Genomic DNA, 16,934 nt, shown 5'->3' on the forward strand with positions numbered 1-16,934 from the left:
CCTCCCCACAAGGGGGAGGGTAAGCGCTTTACGTGTTCATCGAATCGAAGAAATCGGCGTTGGTCTTGGTCTGCTTCAGCTTGTCGATGAGGAATTCGATCGCGTCGGTGGTTCCCATCGGCGCCAGGATGCGGCGCAGCACGAAGATCTTCTGCAGGTCGGAGCGCGGAACCAGCAGGTCTTCCTTGCGGGTGCCAGACTTCAATATATCCATGGCCGGATAGATGCGCTTGTCGGCGACCTTGCGGTCGAGCACGATTTCCGAATTGCCGGTGCCCTTGAACTCTTCGAAGATGACTTCGTCCATGCGGCTCCCGGTGTCGATCAGCGCCGTGGCGATGATGGTCAGCGAGCCGCCTTCCTCGATGTTGCGCGCCGCGCCGAAGAAGCGCTTCGGGCGCTGCAGCGCGTTGGCGTCGACACCGCCGGTCAGCACCTTGCCGGATGACGGCACCACGGTGTTGTAGGCGCGGCCGAGACGGGTGATGGAATCAAGCAGGATGACGACGTCGCGGCCATGTTCGACCAGGCGCTTGGCCTTTTCGATGACCATTTCGGCGACCTGGACGTGGCGCACCGCCGGCTCGTCGAAGGTCGAGGAGACGACCTCGCCCTTCACCGAACGCTGCATGTCGGTCACTTCTTCCGGCCGCTCATCGATCAAAAGCACGATCAGATAGCATTCCGGGTGATTGGTGGTGATCGAATGGGCGATATTCTGCAAGAGCACCGTCTTGCCGGTGCGCGGCTGCGCCACGATCAGGGCGCGCTGGCCCTTGCCGAGCGGCGCTACCAGGTCGATGACGCGCGGCGAGATGTCCTTGGAGGTTGGAACCTCCATTTCCATCTTCAGCCGCGAGGTCGGATAGAGCGGCGTCAGATTGTCGAAGTGGATCTTGTGACGAATCTTTTCGGGATCGTCGAAATTGATGGTGTTGACCTTGAGCAGCGCGAAATAGCGCTCGCCCTCTTTCGGGCTGCGGATCGGCCCTTCGACCGTATCGCCGGTCTTCAGCGAAAAGCGCCGGATCTGCGACGGCGAAATATAGATGTCGTCGGGACCTGGCAGATAGTTGGCGTTGGCCGAGCGCAGGAAGCCAAAACCGTCCTGAAGCACTTCGACCACACCGTCGCCGATGATCTCGACGTCCTGGGCGGCCAGCTTCTTCAGGATCGCGAACATCAGCTCCTGCTTGCGCATGACGCTGGCATTCTCGACCTCGAGCGATTCGGCATAAGCGATCAGCTCTGGCGGTTTCTTGTTCTTGAATTCGGTAAGTTTCATTTCTTGCATAGACGGACTCTGGGTGAGCTTTGGGAAAAAATATCGGCGGGATGCGACAAATGCCGGGCGCGGCCGAAAACAATGAGGGGCGGCGCATGACGGGAAGGAAGACCCGTCTTTTATCGTCGGTCGGATGAAAGAGCAAGCCGCGTTTTGCGGGCCGAAAAAGGCCCGGAGCGCGGCATGTCGTTATCCAGAAACCGCGACCACCTTCGCGCGGCCTGCGTCAGAATGGCTTGACGACAACCAGGATCACGATTGCGATCATCAGCAATGTGGGGATCTCGTTGATCATCCGCCAGTGCTTCGCGGACTTTTCATTGCGATCTTCAGCGAATTTCCGCACCGCGCCGGAAAGATAGCCATGTACACCGGACAACAGAAGCACCAGGCCGATCTTGGCGTGCAGCCAGCCGCCCTGGAAGCCAAAGACTTTCCAGGCAAGCCACAGCCCGAACACCCAGGTGACGATCATCGCCGGATTGATGATGCCGCGCAGCAGGCGCCGCTCCATCACCTTGAAGGTCTCCGACTGCACCGAGCCTTTCTCGGCATCGACGTGGTAGACGAACAGCCGCGGCAGATAGAGCATGCCGGCCATCCAGGAGATGACGGCGAGGATATGGATCGCCTTCGCCCAGGGGTAAAAGCTGTCGGGTGCGACGAAAAACAGAAGCGCTGTCAGCACAATCAGGACGCCGATGCTGATGATCATGCGCATCATCGCCTGGGAGGTGCTGCTTGTGTTGTTCATCCCGGCCATCAGCGTACCGCGCTCCTCACCTGTTTCACCATTGCCTCGACATGCGCGATCGGTGTCTCCGGCGTGATGCCGTGGCCGAGATTGAAGATCAGCGGTCCGTCACCCAGAGCCTTCAGGATGGTATCGACGCCATCGGACAGCGCCTTGTCGCCAGCCACGAGACGCAAGGGATCGAGATTGCCCTGAACGGCACCCGAACGCTGCAGGTCCTTCGCCGCCACCAGCGGCACGGTCCAGTCGATCCCCAGGCCCGTTACGCCGGTCTTCTGGCGATAGGTCCGGTAGCGGGCGCCGGCGCCCTTGGGAAAACCGATGATCGGCACATCGGGATGGACCGCCCGGACCTGCCTGACGATCTCGGCCACTGGCCAGACGCAAAACTGGTCGAACGACGCATCGTCGAGCACGCCGGACCAGGAATCGAAAATCTGCACGACGTCGGCGCCGGCCTCGATCTGGCGGATCAGATAGGCCGCCGAATGATCGGCAAGCACCTGCAGAAGATGTTGGAACGCCGCCGGCTCACGATAGGCGAACAGCCGCGCCGGCGCCTGGTCAGGCGTTCCATGGCCGGCAATCATGTAGGTCGCCACCGTCCACGGCGCGCCGCAGAAGCCGATCAAGGTGGTTTCATCAGGCAGTTTTGCCCGCAACCGGCGAACCGTCTCATAGACCGGTTCGAGATTCACGTGAAACACATCGCTTTGCAGAGCCATGATCTCGGCAACCGAGATCGGCGTCAAAAGCGGTCCCCGCCCTTCTTCAAAGCGTACGTCGCGGCCGAGCGCATGCGGAACGACAAGGATATCCGAGAACAGGATCGAGGCATCGAAGCCGAAGCGCTCGATAGGCTGCAGCGTCACTTCGACGGCGAGGTCGGGATCGTAGCAAAGGTCAAGGAACGAACCGGCGCGCCTGCGTGTTTCACGATACTCAGGCAGATAGCGCCCGGCCTGGCGCATCATCCAGAGCGGAGGCGGAAACACTGCCTCGCCCTTCAGGACGTCCAGCATGATCCGGCTTTTGGACATTGAGCGCTCGCCTCTCCCAGCCTTCCTATAATCAAAGACTCTTATATCTAAGATTCTTCTGATTCTAAGAGTCTGTTGGTTGTGGTGGTTGTCACCTGTCCCGCTTCGTCAGGCAAAAAGCCAGCAAGCATATTGTCGCGCGCTTCTCTCTCCCGGCTGCGGGGTTCTGGGGATGGTCCGGAATCTGTCATTGGAGTCAAAGCCTTGGAACATCCCGCAGAAAACCGGCCCTGTGGATAGCCGGAAGGCAAAAGAGCCTGTCCCCAGATTTGTCCCCAGCCGCCCGACGAAGCTGACAGAGGACCGAATTGTGGACAAACCGGCATCTGATACAGTCGCCCGCCACGGCCCTGTCTTTCCATTCGACCTTATCCACATCCGCCCACAGCCCCAGGTGATCCCCTGTGAACAAACCCCAGAGCTTCTTTCACCTGCATCTGATTTCCGATGCCACCGGCGAAACCCTGCTCGCCGCCGGGCGGGCGGCCTCCGCGCAATACAAGGATGCGCGTGCCATCGAGCATATCTACCCGCTCATCCGCACCGAAAAGCAGGTGGCCAAGGTGTTCGAGGACATAGAGGAGGAGCCGGGCATTATCCTCTATACGGTCGTCGACCAGAAGCTGGCGCGCGGCATCGACGAGCGCTGCGCCACCATGGGCCTGCCCTGTGTCTCCGTGCTGGAGCCGGTGCTCACCGTCTTCCAGTCCTATCTCGGCACGCCCGCCGGCCGGCGCGTCGGCGCCCAGCATGTCCTCGACGCCGAATATTTCCGCCGCATCGATGCCCTCAACTTCACCATGGACCATGATGACGGCCAGCTGCCGCTCAACATGGACGATGCCGATGTCGTGCTGATCGGCATCTCGCGCACCTCGAAGACGCCGACCAGCATCTATCTCGCCAATCGCGGCATCAAGACCGCCAACATACCGATCGTGCTTGGCGTCCCGGTGCCGGAAAGCCTGGTTGCCGCCAGGACACCGCTGATCGTCGGGCTGATCGCCACCGCGGAGCGCATCTCGCATGTCCGCCAGAACCGCATCCTCGGCAACAGCAGCTCCTACGTGCCGACCGACTATGTCGATCGCGCGGCGATCAACGAGGAGCTCGCCTATGCCAGACAGATCTGTACCCGCCATGGCTGGCCGATGATCGATGTCAGCCGCCGCTCGATCGAGGAAACGGCCGCGGCAATCGTTGCCCTGAGAGGGAAGAACAGATAATTGGGGCCGCCGCGGGGCGCCAACACCCACCGCCATGTCGCTTGAAAGGCCGTTACAATGGCCAACGAGTGCAGCGGTTTTCTACTTGGATGAACATCTCGACGGCAACTGGACGGGTATCAGGCACACAAACCATGACCGAAAAAATCATCCTCGCCTCAGGCAGCCCGTTTCGCAAGGCAATGCTCGTCAATGCCGGGCTCGACATCGAGGCGGTTCCCGCCGATGTCGACGAGCGCGCGCTCGAGGCGCCGTTGCAAAACAGCGGCGTCTCGCCCGAGGATGTCGCTTTGGTGCTGGCCGAGGCCAAGGCCACCGAGGTCAGCGAGCGCCGGCCCGGCGCGCTGGTGCTTGGCTGCGACCAGACCTTGTCGCTCGGCGATGAGGTGTTCCACAAGCCGGCCGACATGGAGGGTGCGCGCCTCCATCTCTTGGCGCTATCGGGCAAGACGCACCAGCTCAACAGCGCCGCCGTGCTGGTCCGTGACGGCAAGGTGCTGTGGCAGCATGTCGGTATCGCCGGCATGACCATGCGCAAGCTCGACCCTGGCTTCATCGGCCGGCATCTTGCCCGTGTCGGCGCCAAGGCACTGGCCAGCGTCGGCGCCTACCAGATCGAAGGTGAAGCCATCCAGCTGTTCGAAAAGATCGAGGGCGACCATTTCACCATTGTCGGCCTGCCGCTTTTGCCGCTGCTGACGGAACTGCGCAGGCTGGGAGCCATCGATGGCTGAGGCGACCAAAAAAGCTTTTGTCACCGGCCATCCGATCAAGCATTCGCGCTCGCCGAAGATCCATGGCCACTGGCTGGCAAAACACGGCATCGACGGCAGCTACGAGGCCATCGACGTCGCGCCGCAGGATTTTGCCGAATTCATCGCGACATTGCAGGCAAACGGATTTCGCGGCGGCAATGTCACCATCCCGCACAAGGAGGCCGCCTTTGCTCTTGTCCACCGTCGCGACCAGGCGGCTGAGGAGATCGGCGCCGTCAACACGCTGTGGTTCGAGGACGGCGTCCTGTGGGGCGGCAACACCGATGGCCACGGCTTTGCCGCCAACCTCGATGATTACGCGCCGGGCTGGGCGAACGCCGGACCCGCGGTCGTGCTTGGCGCCGGCGGCGCGTCGCGCGCCGTCATCCAGGCGCTGAAGCACCGTGGCGTCAGCGACATCCGCATCGTCAACCGCACACTCGCCCGGGCGCAGGAATTGCGCGATCGTTTCGGCGCCGGCATTACGGCGCACGGCACGGCGGCGACCGACGAATTGCTGGCCGACGCCGGCCTGCTGGTCAACACCACCGCGCTCGGCATGGTCGGCAATGAAGGCCTCTCCGCCGATCCCGCCTTGCTGCCGGACCATGCCGTCGTCACCGATCTCGTCTATGTGCCGCTGGAGACGCCGCTGCTTGCCGCCGCGCGCGCCAGGGGGCTGAAGACGGTCGACGGCCTCGGCATGCTGCTCAACCAGGCCGTGCCCGGCTTCGAACACTGGTTCGGCGTCAGGCCGCAGGTCACGGCCGAGCTGCGCGCGCTCATCGTCGCCGATCTGGTGCCGAAACCATGATCGTGCTCGGCCTCACCGGTTCGATCGGCATGGGCAAGTCGACGACGGCGAAGATGTTCGCCGAGGCCGGCGTGCCTGTCCATGATTCCGACGAGACGGTGCATCGCCTTTATGCGGGCGCGGCGGCGCCTTTGGTCGAGGCCGCCTTTCCCGGCACCACGGTTGGCGGTGTGGTCGATCGCGTAAAACTTGGCGCACGCGTCCTTGGCGATGCCGCCGCGCTGAAGCAGCTGGAAGCCATCATCCATCCGCTGGTCCGAGCCGATGCTGACGCCTTCCTGGCCAAGCATCGTAACGCCGGCGAATCGATCGCCGTGCTCGACATCCCCCTGCTGTTCGAAACCGGCGGCCGTGGCCGCGTCGACAAGGTCGTCGTCGTCACCGCGCCCGCCGAAGTGCAGCGCCAGCGCGTGCTGGCGCGGCCGGGCATGACGGAAGAAAAACTGGCGGCGATCCTGGCCAAGCAGGTGCCGGATGAGGAGAAGCGCAGGCTGGCGGACTTCATCATCGACACGGGCCAGGGGCTGGACGCGGCCCGTGCCGCCGTTGCCGCCATCATCGCTGAACTCCGGGGACAAAGGGGTTCCTGACGGCAGGCCGTCAGCATTGCCCATTGCCATTTTGTTCCGGTCTCGTGATTCTGCTCCTTTGGAGCGACTGATTCGATGCGCGAGATCATCTTCGACACGGAAACCACCGGCCTTGATTCGCGCGACGACCGCGTGATCGAGCTGGGCGGCGTCGAACTGGTCAACCGTTTCCCGACCGGCAGGACCTTTCACCACTATATCAACCCGCAAGGCCGGGCGATCCATGAGGAAGCGCAAGCGGTGCACGGCATCAGCGCGGCCGACCTCGCGGGCAAGCCGACCTTTGCCGAAATCGCCGAGGAATGGCTGACTTTCACCGACGGTGCCAAGCTGGTCGCCCACAACGCCACTTTCGACATTGGCTTCCTCAATGTCGAATTCGGCCGGCTCGGTCACCCCGTCGTCGATCCCGGCCGCGTCGTCGATACGCTGGCGCTGGCGCGCCGCAAGCACCCGATGGGCCCCAATTCGCTCGACGCGCTCTGCCGGCGCTACGGCATCGACAACACGAAGCGCACCAAGCACGGCGCGCTTCTCGATTCCGAATTGCTGGCCGAGGTCTATATCGAGCTGATCGGCGGCAAGCAGGCCGCCCTCATCCTCGACAGCTCGACCGCGCCGGCGCGAGGCGGCGAAAATATCCGGCACATCGAGATCATCGTCGCCCAACGCCCGGCCCCATTGCCGCCGCGCCTCACCGAGGCCGACCGCGCCGCCCATGCCGCCATGGTCGCCACGCTCGGTGAAAAGGCACTCTGGCTGAAAGCGACGTCATCCGAAGCAAAAGCCGCGACGTCGTCCTAGCCTTCAGTACGGCCATTCGCTCCGGCCCAGCGCACCAACCGCCGCGATGATGCGCGCGAATGCCTCGGCGGCCGCGGGTACCGTGGTGCGGGCGCGCAGGAAACTGTGAACCAGGCGCTTCTCCTCATGCCACCATGCCTTGCCGCCGGCGGTGAGGATGCGATCGCGATAGGTCTCGCCATCGGATGACAGCGGGTCACATTCAGCTGATATGATCACCGTCGGCGGAAGGCCTGAAAAGTCGCTATCGAGCAGCGGCGAGAAGGTCGGATCGTCAGGCGCTTGCCGCTTGGCTGACCGGACGTCGCGATAGAAGGCGATGTCGCCGACGGACAGCAGCGGCGCCTCGGCATGCTCGACATAGGAACCCTTGCTCTCGTCGCCGCCGAGGCCGGGATAGATCAGCACCTGGCCGATCGCAGCCCTGATATGCCGGCGCGTCGCTTGTGCCACCGCCGCGGCCAGATTGCCGCCGGCGCTCTCGCCACACAGCACCAGCGGCAGGTCGGTGGCGGCCGCTGCCCATGCGAAAGCGGTCATCGCATCATCGAAGGCGGCGGGATGCAGATGCTCCGGCGCCAGCCGATAGTCGACCGACAGCACGTCGAAGCCGGTGCCGGCGCAGAGTTCGGAGCAGATGTCGTCATGGCTGTCGAGCCCGCCAAGGATGAAGCCGCCGCCATGGAAATAGAGCACCATGGCGAGCGCTGGGCCGCCTGCGGGCTGGTAGTGGCGGATCGGGATGTCGTGGCTCGACAAGGCGATCAGGCCGTCGCTGGCATTGACTCCGGCGGGGCGGCCCCGGTGGAAGGCCCGGCACATGCGGTCATAGACATCGCGCTGCTTGTCGATCGGCAGGCCGGTGATCTCGGGCGGGTACCAGCCGTTGACGCTGTCGATGTAGGCCCACAGCGCCGGATCGAGCCGTGTTTCGTATTTGCCGCGGCCGGTCATGTCGGTCTGCTCAATCTGTCACAGATCCGCGTAGAGGGCGGCTGCGTTATCGAAACTGAAGCGCAGCGGCACCGAGCCCTCGACCTGCCAGGCGGAGACCGTCTCACCAGCCAGCAGCCGGCAGGCGCCGTCCGTGTCGGTGACCGCGCCGCCATAGAGCCGGTTGGCAAGGTTGAGAATGCCGGTCTGGTGCATGGCCGCGCTGCCGCTGCCGCAGGCATCCTTGACCAGCAGCACGCGGAATCCCTTTGCCACCGCGTCTTTCACGGTGGCGTCGATGCAGGCCTCGGTCCACACGCCGGCGACCACAAGCCATTCGATCCCGGAAGCCTTGAGCCGATCGGCCGCCGGCCCCGAGCGGAAGGCGCTCGCCTCGGCCTTGATCAGCAGCGCCTCGCCATCGGCAGGCGCCACCTCATGGCAGATTTCGGTCAGCGGATCGCTCTTGTCTGAGAAAGCCGACTTGCCGTCGGCGCCAACGGGATGAAAGGGCCTGTCCTGCTTTTCGAGATCGACGATATAGGCCCAGTGCTGGAGCGGTACTTTGTTCTCGCGTGCCGCCGCCTGCAGGCGCTGGACGTTGGCGAGGATGCCGGCGAAGCCTTCGACCAGATAGCGCGGGTCCTGCCGGTGCTCTTCCTGCAGGTCGATGAAGACAGCGGCGACGGTGCCGCTCTTGATGGAGATGGGAGCTTTCATGCGGATGGGCCCTGGCTTCGTGCGGCCGCCGCCGTTCGTTTCAGTGAGCTGGCGCAGGCAGCGGTGATTGGGCGGCGCCTCCCCACCTTCGTCATCCACGGGCGAAGCAGAAGCGAAGCTCCGTCGCGGAGACCCGAGGATCCATGCCGCGACCTTTCTGACGGGCGCAGCGGAGCAGAATTCAGGACCGTGGCGACGCGTTGGAGTCCCGGCATGGATCCCTTGGGCTGCGGAGCAGCTCCAGGGGTCTGCGCCGCGTCGCTGCGCTCCTTGCTTCGCCCTAGGATGACGAAGCGGTAAGAGGCTGCGCTGGTTGACAGGGGTCGTGCAAAGACAATCAAACCTGCTTCTCCAGAAACTCATCCTCATAGGGGAAGCGCGACAGCAGCTCCGTCCCGGTGTCGGTGATCAGGATCTCGTCCTCCAGCTTGACGCCCTCGCGGCCGCCCTTCTCGCCAATATAGCTTTCCACGCTCACCACCATGCCTGGCACGATATGGCCGTCGCGGCCATAGGTCTCGTAATCCATGGCATGCGCGATGAACGGTGTCTCGCCATGCATGCCGACGCCGTGCATGACCGAAGTGTAGCGCTGGTCGACGAAGCGGTCCGGGATTGTCCAGGCCTTCTCGGCGATCTCGCGAAACGCCATGCCGGGTTTGACGATCGAAATATTGTGCTGCACCTGGTCGTGCGCCATGCGGTAGAGCGACTTCTGGTAGGGCGTCGGCTTGCCCGGCCCGCAGCGGAAGGTGCGCGAGAAATCGGAATAATAGCCGTAGCAGCCGATCGTGTCGGTATCGAGCGCCAAAAGTTCGCCGGGCCGGATCTTGCGGCCGCTGGCCTCGTTGAACCACGGATTGGTGCGCTGGCCCGACGTCAGCAGCCGCGTCTCGATGAACTCCCCGCCTTGGCGGATCACCTCGCCATACATGATGGCGAAGAGGTCGTTTTCAGAGACGCCGGGCTTGATCGCCTCGCGCACCGCGTAGACGGCGGCTTCAGCGCCCGCCATCGACACCTGCAGGCATTTCACCTCCTCGGGCGTCTTCACTGCGCGCACCGCCAGGATCTCGCCCTGGCAATCCCGCACCTCGCAGCCGCGCTTTTCCAAGGCGAGCGCCTGCAGATGGCTGCAGCGGTCGAGCCCGAGCTTCATCGAGCCGCCGCCATGCTTCTTCAAAAGCTCGGCGATCTCGTCTGCGAAAGGCCCGGCGGTCTCGTCGTCGCGGCCGGAGACAGACGACCAGACCAGCTTGGAAGGCCGCGCCTCGTCGATCGTGTCGAGCACCATGGAGACATGGTAGCTCTGCGGATACTCGAACAGCACGATCGGCCCTTCGGTGGGGATGAAGAAATAGCGGGTCGAGTTGCGCAGGAAATAACCGAACATGTTGCGCGAGCCGGTGGCGTAGCGCTGGTTGTAGGGGTCGAACAGCACCACGCCGCCATAGCCGGCGTCGCGCATCCAGCCGCGCAATTTGGCCAGCCGGCCTTTGCGCAAGGCGTCGGCATCGATGAAGGATGGCTCGGTGTCCGACAGCCACATGCCGCCCGCCGGATCGGCCGCGGCGGGGTGGCGCATGCGGTCCTTGAAGTCGACGTCCTCGGTGCTATCGGGGTCGAATACGACGATGCTCATGGGTGTGTGGCCTTGGGTGGGTTGCGAGGTCAGACCATGGCGCAGGAGGCGTGGAAGGATTGTGCGGAAAACCGCGTGTGTTGTGCAGGATACCGCTGAGCCCTTTGCCTTCGTCATCCACGGGCGAAGCAAGGAGCGAAGCGACGCGGCGAAGACCCGAGGATCCATGCCGGGGCGTTTGTTCCAGCCTAAACGCTAGGCTCAGAGACGCCACCATTCCTCAGAGTTGACGAAGTGGTAGCCTAATGCCGTCTCGCCAGTTTCGGCGGATGCCCGTGCTCCTCGCGAAAGGCGCGGGCAAAACTCGACATCGAGGCAAAGCCGCAGGCCAGCGCCACGTCGCGAACGGCAAGTGTCGAATGCGCCAAGAGATCGGCGGCGCGCTTCAGCCTGAGCCGCCGGTAATAGCCATTGGGCGAGATATCGAGTTCGGAAAGGAGCGTTCGAGCTTGTCGGAGGACACGCCGAGCCGGGCCGTCAGCTCGGCCATGCCGAGCCGCTCCTCGACCGCATCCTCCATGATGGCGATGGCCGACAGCACCAGCTCGTTCTGGACGCCGGTGCGCAGGCGCAGCGGCATCAGCTTGCGGTCGACGCTCGATCGCAGCGGGCTGTGCACGAACCATTCGGCGACGCCGGCGGCGAGCTCGGCGCCGTAATCGCGGGTGATGATTTCCAGCATCATGTCGAGGCTGCCGACGCCGCCGGCCGAGGTGAAGCGCTTGCGGTCGATGACATAGAGGTCGCGCCGCAGCTCGATGTTGGGGAAGGCCTCGGTGAAGGCGGCCTGGCTGGTCCAGTGCAGCGTACAGGCATGGCCGTCGAGCAGGCCGGCGCGGGCGAGGAAGAAGGCGGCATCCGCCACCGCGCCGATATGGGCGCCATTGCGCAGGCTGCGGCGGATCCAGCTCGCCGCGTCCTCGGCGACGAGGTGATCGGCATCGCCACCTGAGCAGACGACGATGCGGTCGACCTTCGGCGCATCCTCTGCGTAAAAACCCGGCTGGATGACGACCCCGTTGGAGGCCTCGACCGCCCCTTTCGTGCCGCCGACGATGATCCAGCGATAGCACTGCCGCTTCGCCAGCACATTGGCGGCGCGCAGCGGCTCGATGACCGAACTGAACGCCATCATCGGAAAGCCGGGGAACACCAGCACCGCGAAAGTGAGGGGCTCGGTGGGTTTTTCGGGTTCGCGCGTCGCCATGGGCGCTACATCTCGGGCGAATGGCGCGCGAGGTCAATCGGGCTGATGCATGAACCTGGCCGTCCGCGCCGGCGACACGAGTTAGCCCCCTTTCGCCCCGTTTACGGGGAAAAATGCCCGGCAGGGCAATGAGGGGCAGCGCCACCCTTGGCAACTGATAAGTTCATCCTTCCAGCGCCTGCTCCAGATCGGCGATCAGATCGTCGCCATCCTCGATGCCCGCCGACAACCTGACCAGCGAGTCCGAAATCCCGATCTCTGCCCGCTTCTCCGCCGGAATAGACCCATGCGTCATCAGCGCCGGATGCTCGATCAGGCTTTCCACGCCGCCAAGGCTTTCGGCCAGCGTGAACAGCTGCGTGCGTTCGAGGAAGCGTTTTGTGCCGGCGAGGTCGCGGTCGAGCACGGCTGATATCATGCCGCCGAAGGCATGCATCTGCTGCACGGCGATCGCGTGCTGCGGGTGGCTGGCGAGGCCGGGATAGATGACGCGGCGCACATCCTTGCGGCCTTCCAGCCATTGCGCGATTTTCAGCCCGTTGGCGGAATGGCGCTCCATCCTGAGCGCCAGCGTCTTCAGGCCGCGCAGGGCGAGAAAACTGTCGAACGGGCCCGATATGGCGCCGATGGCGTTCTGCAGGAATTTCAGCTGGGCGGCGAGATCCTTGTTGTCGCCAACAACCGCCACGCCGCCGACCATGTCGGAATGGCCGTTGAGATACTTTGTCGTCGAATGCACGACGATATCGATGCCGAGTTCCAGCGGCCGCTGGATATAGGGGCTGCAAAACGTGTTGTCGGCGACCGACAGGATGCCCTTGCGTTTGGCGAGAGCCGCGACGCCTTCGAGGTCGACGATGCGCAGCAGCGGGTTGGTCGGGGTCTCGACCCAAAGCAGTTTCGTCTCCGGCCGGATCGCCGCCTCGACCGCGGCAAGGTCGGTGAAGTCGACGAAGGAGACCTGGAGACCCGCCGAGCGTTTGCGTACCCGCTCCATCAGCCGGAACGAGCCGCCATAGATGTCGTCGGTGGCGACGATATGCGCGCCGCTGTCGAGCAGTTCCAGCACCGTCGAGATCGCCGCCAGGCCCGAAGCGAAAGCGAAGGCGGCCGTGCCGCTTTCGAGATCGGCCACGGCGCGCTCGAAGGCGAAGCGCGTCGGGTTCTGGCTGCGGGCATATTCGAACCCCTTGTGCACGCCGGGCGATTGTTGGGCAAAGGTCGAGGTGGCATAGATCGGCACCATAACGGCACCGGTCAGCAGATCGTGGCTCTGGCCGCCATGGATGGTGCGCGTCGAAAAGGCCAGGCGGTTCTTGCCGGCCGGCGGTGTGTGTTTGGTCATCGGGCGCGCCTCAGATGGTTGATCAGGTCGATGCGGGTAATCAGGCCGACGAACTCGTCGCCGTCGAAGATGATGGCGACCTCGTTGCGGTCGAACACCGGCAGCAGCGCATCCAGCGTCTGGCTGGCCTGCAGCGTGTGCAGATTGGAGGTCATCGCCGTGCGCACCGGGCCGTTGAAGCGCTCCCAGCGCCCGTCATAGGGGCCGTCGACCTTGGCCAATATGTCGCTCTCGTCGACGATGCCGACAAGCTTGCCATTGTCGAGCACCGGCAGCTGCGAAACATCCGATCGGCGCATGCGGCCATAGGCGTTGAGCAGGCTTTCGTCCGGGCCGACATAGACCGTGTCGCCGGTGCGATGCGAGCGCATGACGAGGTCGCGCAGATCGCCATGCTGCTCGTGCTCGGCCAGGCCCTGCTCGGCCAGCCAGAAATCGTCGAACACCTTGGACAGGTATTTGTTGCCGCTGTCGCAGACGAAGGTGACGACGCGCTTCGGCACCGTCTGCTCGCGGCAATAGCGCAGTGCGGCAGACAAAAGCGTGCCCGACGACGAGCCGGCCAGGATGCCTTCGCGCGACAGGAGATCGCGCACCGCCAGCATGCTCTGCTTGTCCGTGACGGAATAGGCCTTCTTGACCAGTGACAGATCGGCGTTGGGCGGCACGAAATCCTCGCCTATGCCTTCCACCGTCCAGCTGCCCGCCTCTTCCATCTTGCCGGTCTTGATCAACGGCGCCAGCACCGAGCCGACCGGGTCGGCGAGCACCATTTCGGTCTTGGGCGATACTTTCGCGAAGTAGCGACCGAGCCCGGTCAGCGTGCCGCCCGAGCCGACGCCGACGACAACCGCGTCGACATTGCCATCAAGCTGCGAAAAGATCTCCGGGCCGGTGGTCGTCTCATGCGCCAGCGGATTGGCCGGATTGGCGAATTGGTTGGCATAGAAGGCGCCGGGCACTTCCGCCGCGATCTTCTCGGCCATGTCCTGATAATATTCGGCATGGCCCTTGCCGACATCGGAACGGGTCATGCGCACCTCGGCGCCAAGCGCGCGCAGATGCTGGATCTTTTCACGCGACATCTTGTCGGGCACGACCAGCACGATGCGATAGCCCTTGGGAATGCCGACCTGCGCAAGGCCGAGGCCGGTATTGCCGGCCGTCGCCTCGACGATGGTACCGCCCGGCCTGAGCTTGCCTTGCTTTTCGGCGGCGGCGATCATCGACAGGGCGATGCGGTCCTTGATCGAGCCGCCGGGATTCTGGCTTTCGAGCTTGATGAACAGCCGGCATTTGCCGGTGTCGAACTTGGTCAGCTCGACCACCGGCGTCTGGCCGATGAGGTCGAGAACCGACGCATAGGGAGGGCGCAGCCGGGACAATGGACCATCCGAGAGGGTGCTGCCTGGCGCAGCTTTTCCGTGCTCGCTCATATCGAAGCTCCCTGATCAAGCGGCCGGCTCGGGGGCGGAGCGGCAGCGTAGCCTCTTTTCCAGCCGTTTGTCGCGGGAAAGAAGATAGATCGTGCCAATCAGACGGCCAGACGGGGAATGAAATTCCAGTCCGCGACCCGGGTCAGGGGGTGCTGTAGAGACGACCCCAACGACAACTCAGCCCAGCAACTGCTTGCTCAGTCGCGCGCACTGGACGCGGATGTCGGGGATGGCGTCGATCTCGAAGAAAGTGCCGCGTGTCAGCGGGCCGACGGCGAGGATCTTTCGCGAGACCGTGCCGTCGCTGGCGATGATCTCGCAATTGGGCGACACGTCGAGGCCGATGCGCATCGGGTCCGGCCGCGCGAGCCCGCGGTCGACCAGCGAGCGCACCACGCTGTTCGACGAGGTCGAAATGTCACGCACGATGCCCGAGCAATCATAGATGCGGGCGACCTCGAAAGTCTCGACAAGCTGGCTGTGTCGTGACTGCACGTCGACGGTGAAAGTCCTCCCCGGCACGATGCCGACGACGCGGCCGGCGACAAGCCGGATGCGGCCGGATTGCACGGCCTCGGTCACCTTGGCGTAGACTTCGGGCGCCATGCGATGGCGATGGATGTCCCACCAGGCCTTGGTGTGCTCGACGAAGCGGCGCTTGGCGGAAGCCGGCCAGTTCTGCCAGATCTTCTGGTTGAAGGGGCGCAGGCCGTCGACCACGTCGCGCCAGTCGATGCCGGCCTTCTGGTTCTCGCGGATCAGGTCGCGGAACCAGCCGACGAAATAGGAAAGCTGGGTGCCGAGCGGGATGTCGGCGACGTCGAGCTTGATCGGATTGCCCTTGCGGTGCGGCGACGGCAGCAGGCCGCGCCGGGAAACCGCGATGATCTTGCCGGTGTGGCCGCGCTGTTCCAGCGCCAGGAACGCGTCCACCATGCTGAGGCCGGTGCCCAGCACCATCACGGGGCTGCGCGGATCGAGCGCGGTGTCGGCTTCCGAGCCCATGCGGATCGCATGGCCCTGCGCCGGCTGTTCGTCATGGCCGGTGGCGAGTATCGCCAGGTGGGCGACGACGCTGGTGCCGTTGGCGAGCGCCACCTCGACGCCGGATGGGGTCGGCGTGATCGACAGGCTCTCCTCGTGGATCAGGCGCAGCCGCCCGGTCGGCTGCTCGCGCGCTTCGAGTTCGTCGAGCAGCTCGCCGAGATAGCGGGCATAGATGCTGCGTGGCGCGTAGAAGGGTGTCTGTGGCGTCTGCTCCTGGCTTACCAGGCCGCGCGCCTGCAGCCAGCGCCAGAAATTGCCGGGGTCGTCGGCATAGGCGCTCATGCCGGCGGCACTGACATTCAGCACATGCGCCGACAGCAGCGTCGAATAGGCGATGCCCTGGCCGAAATGCGGGCGCTTTTCGATCAGCGTGACACGCAGATCCGGATTGGGCGATTTCAGCAGATGAGCGGCCAGCACGACGCCCGAGGCGCCGCCGCCGACAATGATGATCGAATTGGCACGCCCGCTCATGCGCGTTCCCGCATTATGCGAGGCGTCAGGCCTGGACCTTCACCGCGACCGGAAGATCGCCGATCTCCTTCGCGACCGTGAGGTCGTCGAGGCCGATATCGCGCATTTCGGCGAGGCTGCGCTGGTCGAGCACCTCGGCGATCGCCTGCCGGACCTCCAGCATCAGATGTCGGACTTGGCATGTCGCCTCGTTGCAGTCTTCGCAGCGCTGATATTGTGTGCGGCTGGCGCAGGGAATTGGGGCCAGCGGCCCGTCGAGGACACGCACGACATGGCCGACCTTGATTTCGTCGGCAGGCCGCGCCAGCCGGTAGCCGCCATCCTTGCCCTTGCGGCTCTGGACGAAACCGGCATTGCGCAGCTCGCCCAGGATGGCGTCAAGAAACTTTTTCGGGATGTTGTTGCCGGTCGCGATGTCGTTGACGAAAGCGAGCTGCCCCGCCGGCATCTGCGCGAGGTGTACAAGCGCCTTGAGGCCGTACTTGCCTTTTTTGGTGAGCATAAACCGAACGTTTCTCTGTCATGCGATGGCTTGAGACCATCCGTTGCGAAACGCCTGGCGTGCCTCCCCGCCGCGCCCAAGCATCCATGACACATAAATTCTAGTGACATGATATACAAGCCGAGAACTGTTGATTTTGCTTTGTTTTCAAGCCGTTTCGGCCATCTTGTCAGGCTTTTGTGCCATCAAGAGCACAGAAATGCACATCGACGGCCGCAAAGCGACAGATGGCTCCCGGCGGGACGGCTGTGTCGGGCGTCGACTCGCGCGACGCTGACGGCCGATGCAAGCCGCGAGCGATCATAGTGGTGGGGTCTCCGCTCATCGTCGCCTCCAATTCCCTCATGTCGATAAGGATAC

General features: G+C 63.9%; 15 protein-coding genes and 1 pseudogene. 5 read left to right on the top strand and 11 right to left on the bottom strand.

Annotated elements, in window-relative coordinates; all coding sequences use genetic code 11:
* Nucleotides 1-28: 28 nt before the first annotated feature.
* From rho to hemE, 3 genes are all read right to left on the bottom strand, one after another.
* Nucleotides 29-1,294, bottom strand: coding sequence for a transcription termination factor Rho (gene rho / locus AC1VON_RS04275; RefSeq protein ID WP_081294988.1), 1,266 nt, complete (start codon nt 1,292-1,294; stop codon nt 29-31).
* Nucleotides 1,295-1,511: 217 nt separating this feature from the next.
* On the bottom strand, nt 1,512-2,048 hold the full coding sequence (gene hemJ / locus AC1VON_RS04280) for a protoporphyrinogen oxidase HemJ (protein ID WP_483120564.1): 537 nt from the start codon (nt 2,046-2,048) through the stop codon (nt 1,512-1,514).
* The gene (hemE, locus tag AC1VON_RS04285; RefSeq protein ID WP_483120566.1) at nt 2,048-3,079 is read right to left on the bottom strand and encodes a uroporphyrinogen decarboxylase; all 1,032 of its coding nucleotides are present in this window, start codon (nt 3,077-3,079) and stop codon (nt 2,048-2,050) included. Before hemE ends, hemJ begins: the two co-directional genes overlap by 1 nt.
* 404 nt (nt 3,080-3,483) lie before the next feature.
* Between hemE and AC1VON_RS04290 the strand changes: the two genes are divergently transcribed.
* The 5 genes from AC1VON_RS04290 to dnaQ all read left to right on the top strand — a co-directional run bounded on the left by AC1VON_RS04290 (nt 3,484) and on the right by dnaQ (nt 7,268).
* Nucleotides 3,484-4,305, top strand: coding sequence for a pyruvate, water dikinase regulatory protein (locus AC1VON_RS04290; protein WP_140776340.1), 822 nt, complete (start codon nt 3,484-3,486; stop codon nt 4,303-4,305).
* A gap of 134 nt (nt 4,306-4,439) precedes the next feature.
* The gene (locus AC1VON_RS04295) at nt 4,440-5,039 is read left to right on the top strand and encodes a Maf-like protein (RefSeq protein ID WP_483120568.1); all 600 of its coding nucleotides are present in this window, start codon (nt 4,440-4,442) and stop codon (nt 5,037-5,039) included.
* Nucleotides 5,032-5,874: a shikimate dehydrogenase gene (locus tag AC1VON_RS04300; protein WP_483120570.1), complete on the top strand. Its 843-nt coding sequence runs from the start codon at nt 5,032-5,034 to the stop codon at nt 5,872-5,874. Before AC1VON_RS04295 ends, AC1VON_RS04300 begins: the two co-directional genes overlap by 8 nt.
* Nucleotides 5,871-6,464 carry a dephospho-CoA kinase gene (coaE, locus tag AC1VON_RS04305; RefSeq protein WP_483120572.1) on the top strand — a complete coding sequence of 198 codons (594 nt, stop codon included), beginning with the start codon at nt 5,871-5,873 and terminating at the stop codon, nt 6,462-6,464. The genes AC1VON_RS04300 and coaE overlap by 4 nt, the downstream gene beginning before the upstream one ends.
* A 75-nt stretch (nt 6,465-6,539) precedes the next feature.
* On the top strand, nt 6,540-7,268 hold the full coding sequence (dnaQ, locus tag AC1VON_RS04310; RefSeq protein ID WP_172347780.1) for a DNA polymerase III subunit epsilon: 729 nt from the start codon (nt 6,540-6,542) through the stop codon (nt 7,266-7,268).
* Nucleotides 7,269-7,271: 3 nt separating this feature from the next.
* On the opposite strand, the gene AC1VON_RS04315 is transcribed toward dnaQ, so the two are convergent.
* The 8 genes and pseudogenes from AC1VON_RS04315 to AC1VON_RS04350 all read right to left on the bottom strand — a co-directional run bounded on the left by AC1VON_RS04315 (nt 7,272) and on the right by AC1VON_RS04350 (nt 16,574).
* Nucleotides 7,272-8,222: an alpha/beta hydrolase gene (locus tag AC1VON_RS04315; protein ID WP_483120574.1), complete on the bottom strand. Its 951-nt coding sequence runs from the start codon at nt 8,220-8,222 to the stop codon at nt 7,272-7,274.
* 18 nt (nt 8,223-8,240) lie between these two features.
* Nucleotides 8,241-8,921 carry an isochorismatase family protein gene (locus AC1VON_RS04320; protein WP_483120576.1) on the bottom strand — a complete coding sequence of 227 codons (681 nt, stop codon included), beginning with the start codon at nt 8,919-8,921 and terminating at the stop codon, nt 8,241-8,243.
* A 337-nt stretch (nt 8,922-9,258) separates the two neighbouring features.
* Nucleotides 9,259-10,563 (bottom strand): M24 family metallopeptidase, encoded by a 1,305-nt coding sequence (locus AC1VON_RS04325; protein ID WP_483120578.1) that lies wholly within the window; start codon nt 10,561-10,563, stop codon nt 9,259-9,261.
* Nucleotides 10,564-10,805: 242 nt separating this feature from the next.
* Nucleotides 10,806-11,770, bottom strand: a pseudogene (locus AC1VON_RS04330) (GlxA family transcriptional regulator).
* 163 nt (nt 11,771-11,933) lie between these two features.
* Nucleotides 11,934-13,115 (bottom strand): trans-sulfuration enzyme family protein, encoded by a 1,182-nt coding sequence (locus tag AC1VON_RS04335; RefSeq protein ID WP_483120580.1) that lies wholly within the window; start codon nt 13,113-13,115, stop codon nt 11,934-11,936.
* A complete protein-coding gene (locus tag AC1VON_RS04340) occupies nt 13,112-14,551 on the bottom strand; it encodes a pyridoxal-phosphate dependent enzyme (protein WP_483120581.1) in 1,440 nt (479 codons plus the stop codon). The genes AC1VON_RS04335 and AC1VON_RS04340 overlap by 4 nt, the downstream gene beginning before the upstream one ends.
* Before the next feature lie 177 nt (nt 14,552-14,728).
* Nucleotides 14,729-16,072: an FAD/NAD(P)-binding protein gene (locus AC1VON_RS04345; protein WP_483120583.1), complete on the bottom strand. Its 1,344-nt coding sequence runs from the start codon at nt 16,070-16,072 to the stop codon at nt 14,729-14,731.
* A 25-nt stretch (nt 16,073-16,097) separates the two neighbouring features.
* Complete coding sequence (locus AC1VON_RS04350) at nt 16,098-16,574, bottom strand: RrF2 family transcriptional regulator (RefSeq protein WP_172347770.1); 477 nt, start codon at nt 16,572-16,574, stop codon at nt 16,098-16,100.
* Between the last annotated feature and the right edge of the window lie 360 nt (nt 16,575-16,934).

The sequence above is a fragment of the Mesorhizobium sp. HAY1-8B genome (assembly GCF_056868045.1).

What these genes read in the sequence shown, in the direction of transcription:
- rho (WP_081294988.1), bottom strand. Translation starts at nt 1,294, where the DNA reads ATGCAAGAAATGAAACTTACCGAATTCAAGAACAAGAAACCGCCAGAG.
- hemJ (WP_483120564.1), bottom strand. Translation starts at nt 2,048, where the DNA reads ATGGCCGGGATGAACAACACAAGCAGCACCTCCCAGGCGATGATGCGC.
- hemE (WP_483120566.1), bottom strand. Translation starts at nt 3,079, where the DNA reads ATGTCCAAAAGCCGGATCATGCTGGACGTCCTGAAGGGCGAGGCAGTG.
- AC1VON_RS04295 (WP_483120568.1), top strand. Translation starts at nt 4,440, where the DNA reads ATGACCGAAAAAATCATCCTCGCCTCAGGCAGCCCGTTTCGCAAGGCA.
- AC1VON_RS04300 (WP_483120570.1), top strand. Translation starts at nt 5,032, where the DNA reads ATGGCTGAGGCGACCAAAAAAGCTTTTGTCACCGGCCATCCGATCAAG.
- coaE (WP_483120572.1), top strand. Translation starts at nt 5,871, where the DNA reads ATGATCGTGCTCGGCCTCACCGGTTCGATCGGCATGGGCAAGTCGACG.
- dnaQ (WP_172347780.1), top strand. Translation starts at nt 6,540, where the DNA reads ATGCGCGAGATCATCTTCGACACGGAAACCACCGGCCTTGATTCGCGC.
- AC1VON_RS04315 (WP_483120574.1), bottom strand. Translation starts at nt 8,222, where the DNA reads ATGACCGGCCGCGGCAAATACGAAACACGGCTCGATCCGGCGCTGTGG.
- AC1VON_RS04320 (WP_483120576.1), bottom strand. Translation starts at nt 8,921, where the DNA reads ATGAAAGCTCCCATCTCCATCAAGAGCGGCACCGTCGCCGCTGTCTTC.
- AC1VON_RS04325 (WP_483120578.1), bottom strand. Translation starts at nt 10,563, where the DNA reads ATGAGCATCGTCGTATTCGACCCCGATAGCACCGAGGACGTCGACTTC.
- AC1VON_RS04335 (WP_483120580.1), bottom strand. Translation starts at nt 13,115, where the DNA reads ATGACCAAACACACACCGCCGGCCGGCAAGAACCGCCTGGCCTTTTCG.
- AC1VON_RS04340 (WP_483120581.1), bottom strand. Translation starts at nt 14,551, where the DNA reads ATGAGCGAGCACGGAAAAGCTGCGCCAGGCAGCACCCTCTCGGATGGT.
- AC1VON_RS04345 (WP_483120583.1), bottom strand. Translation starts at nt 16,072, where the DNA reads ATGAGCGGGCGTGCCAATTCGATCATCATTGTCGGCGGCGGCGCCTCG.
- AC1VON_RS04350 (WP_172347770.1), bottom strand. Translation starts at nt 16,574, where the DNA reads ATGCTCACCAAAAAAGGCAAGTACGGCCTCAAGGCGCTTGTACACCTC.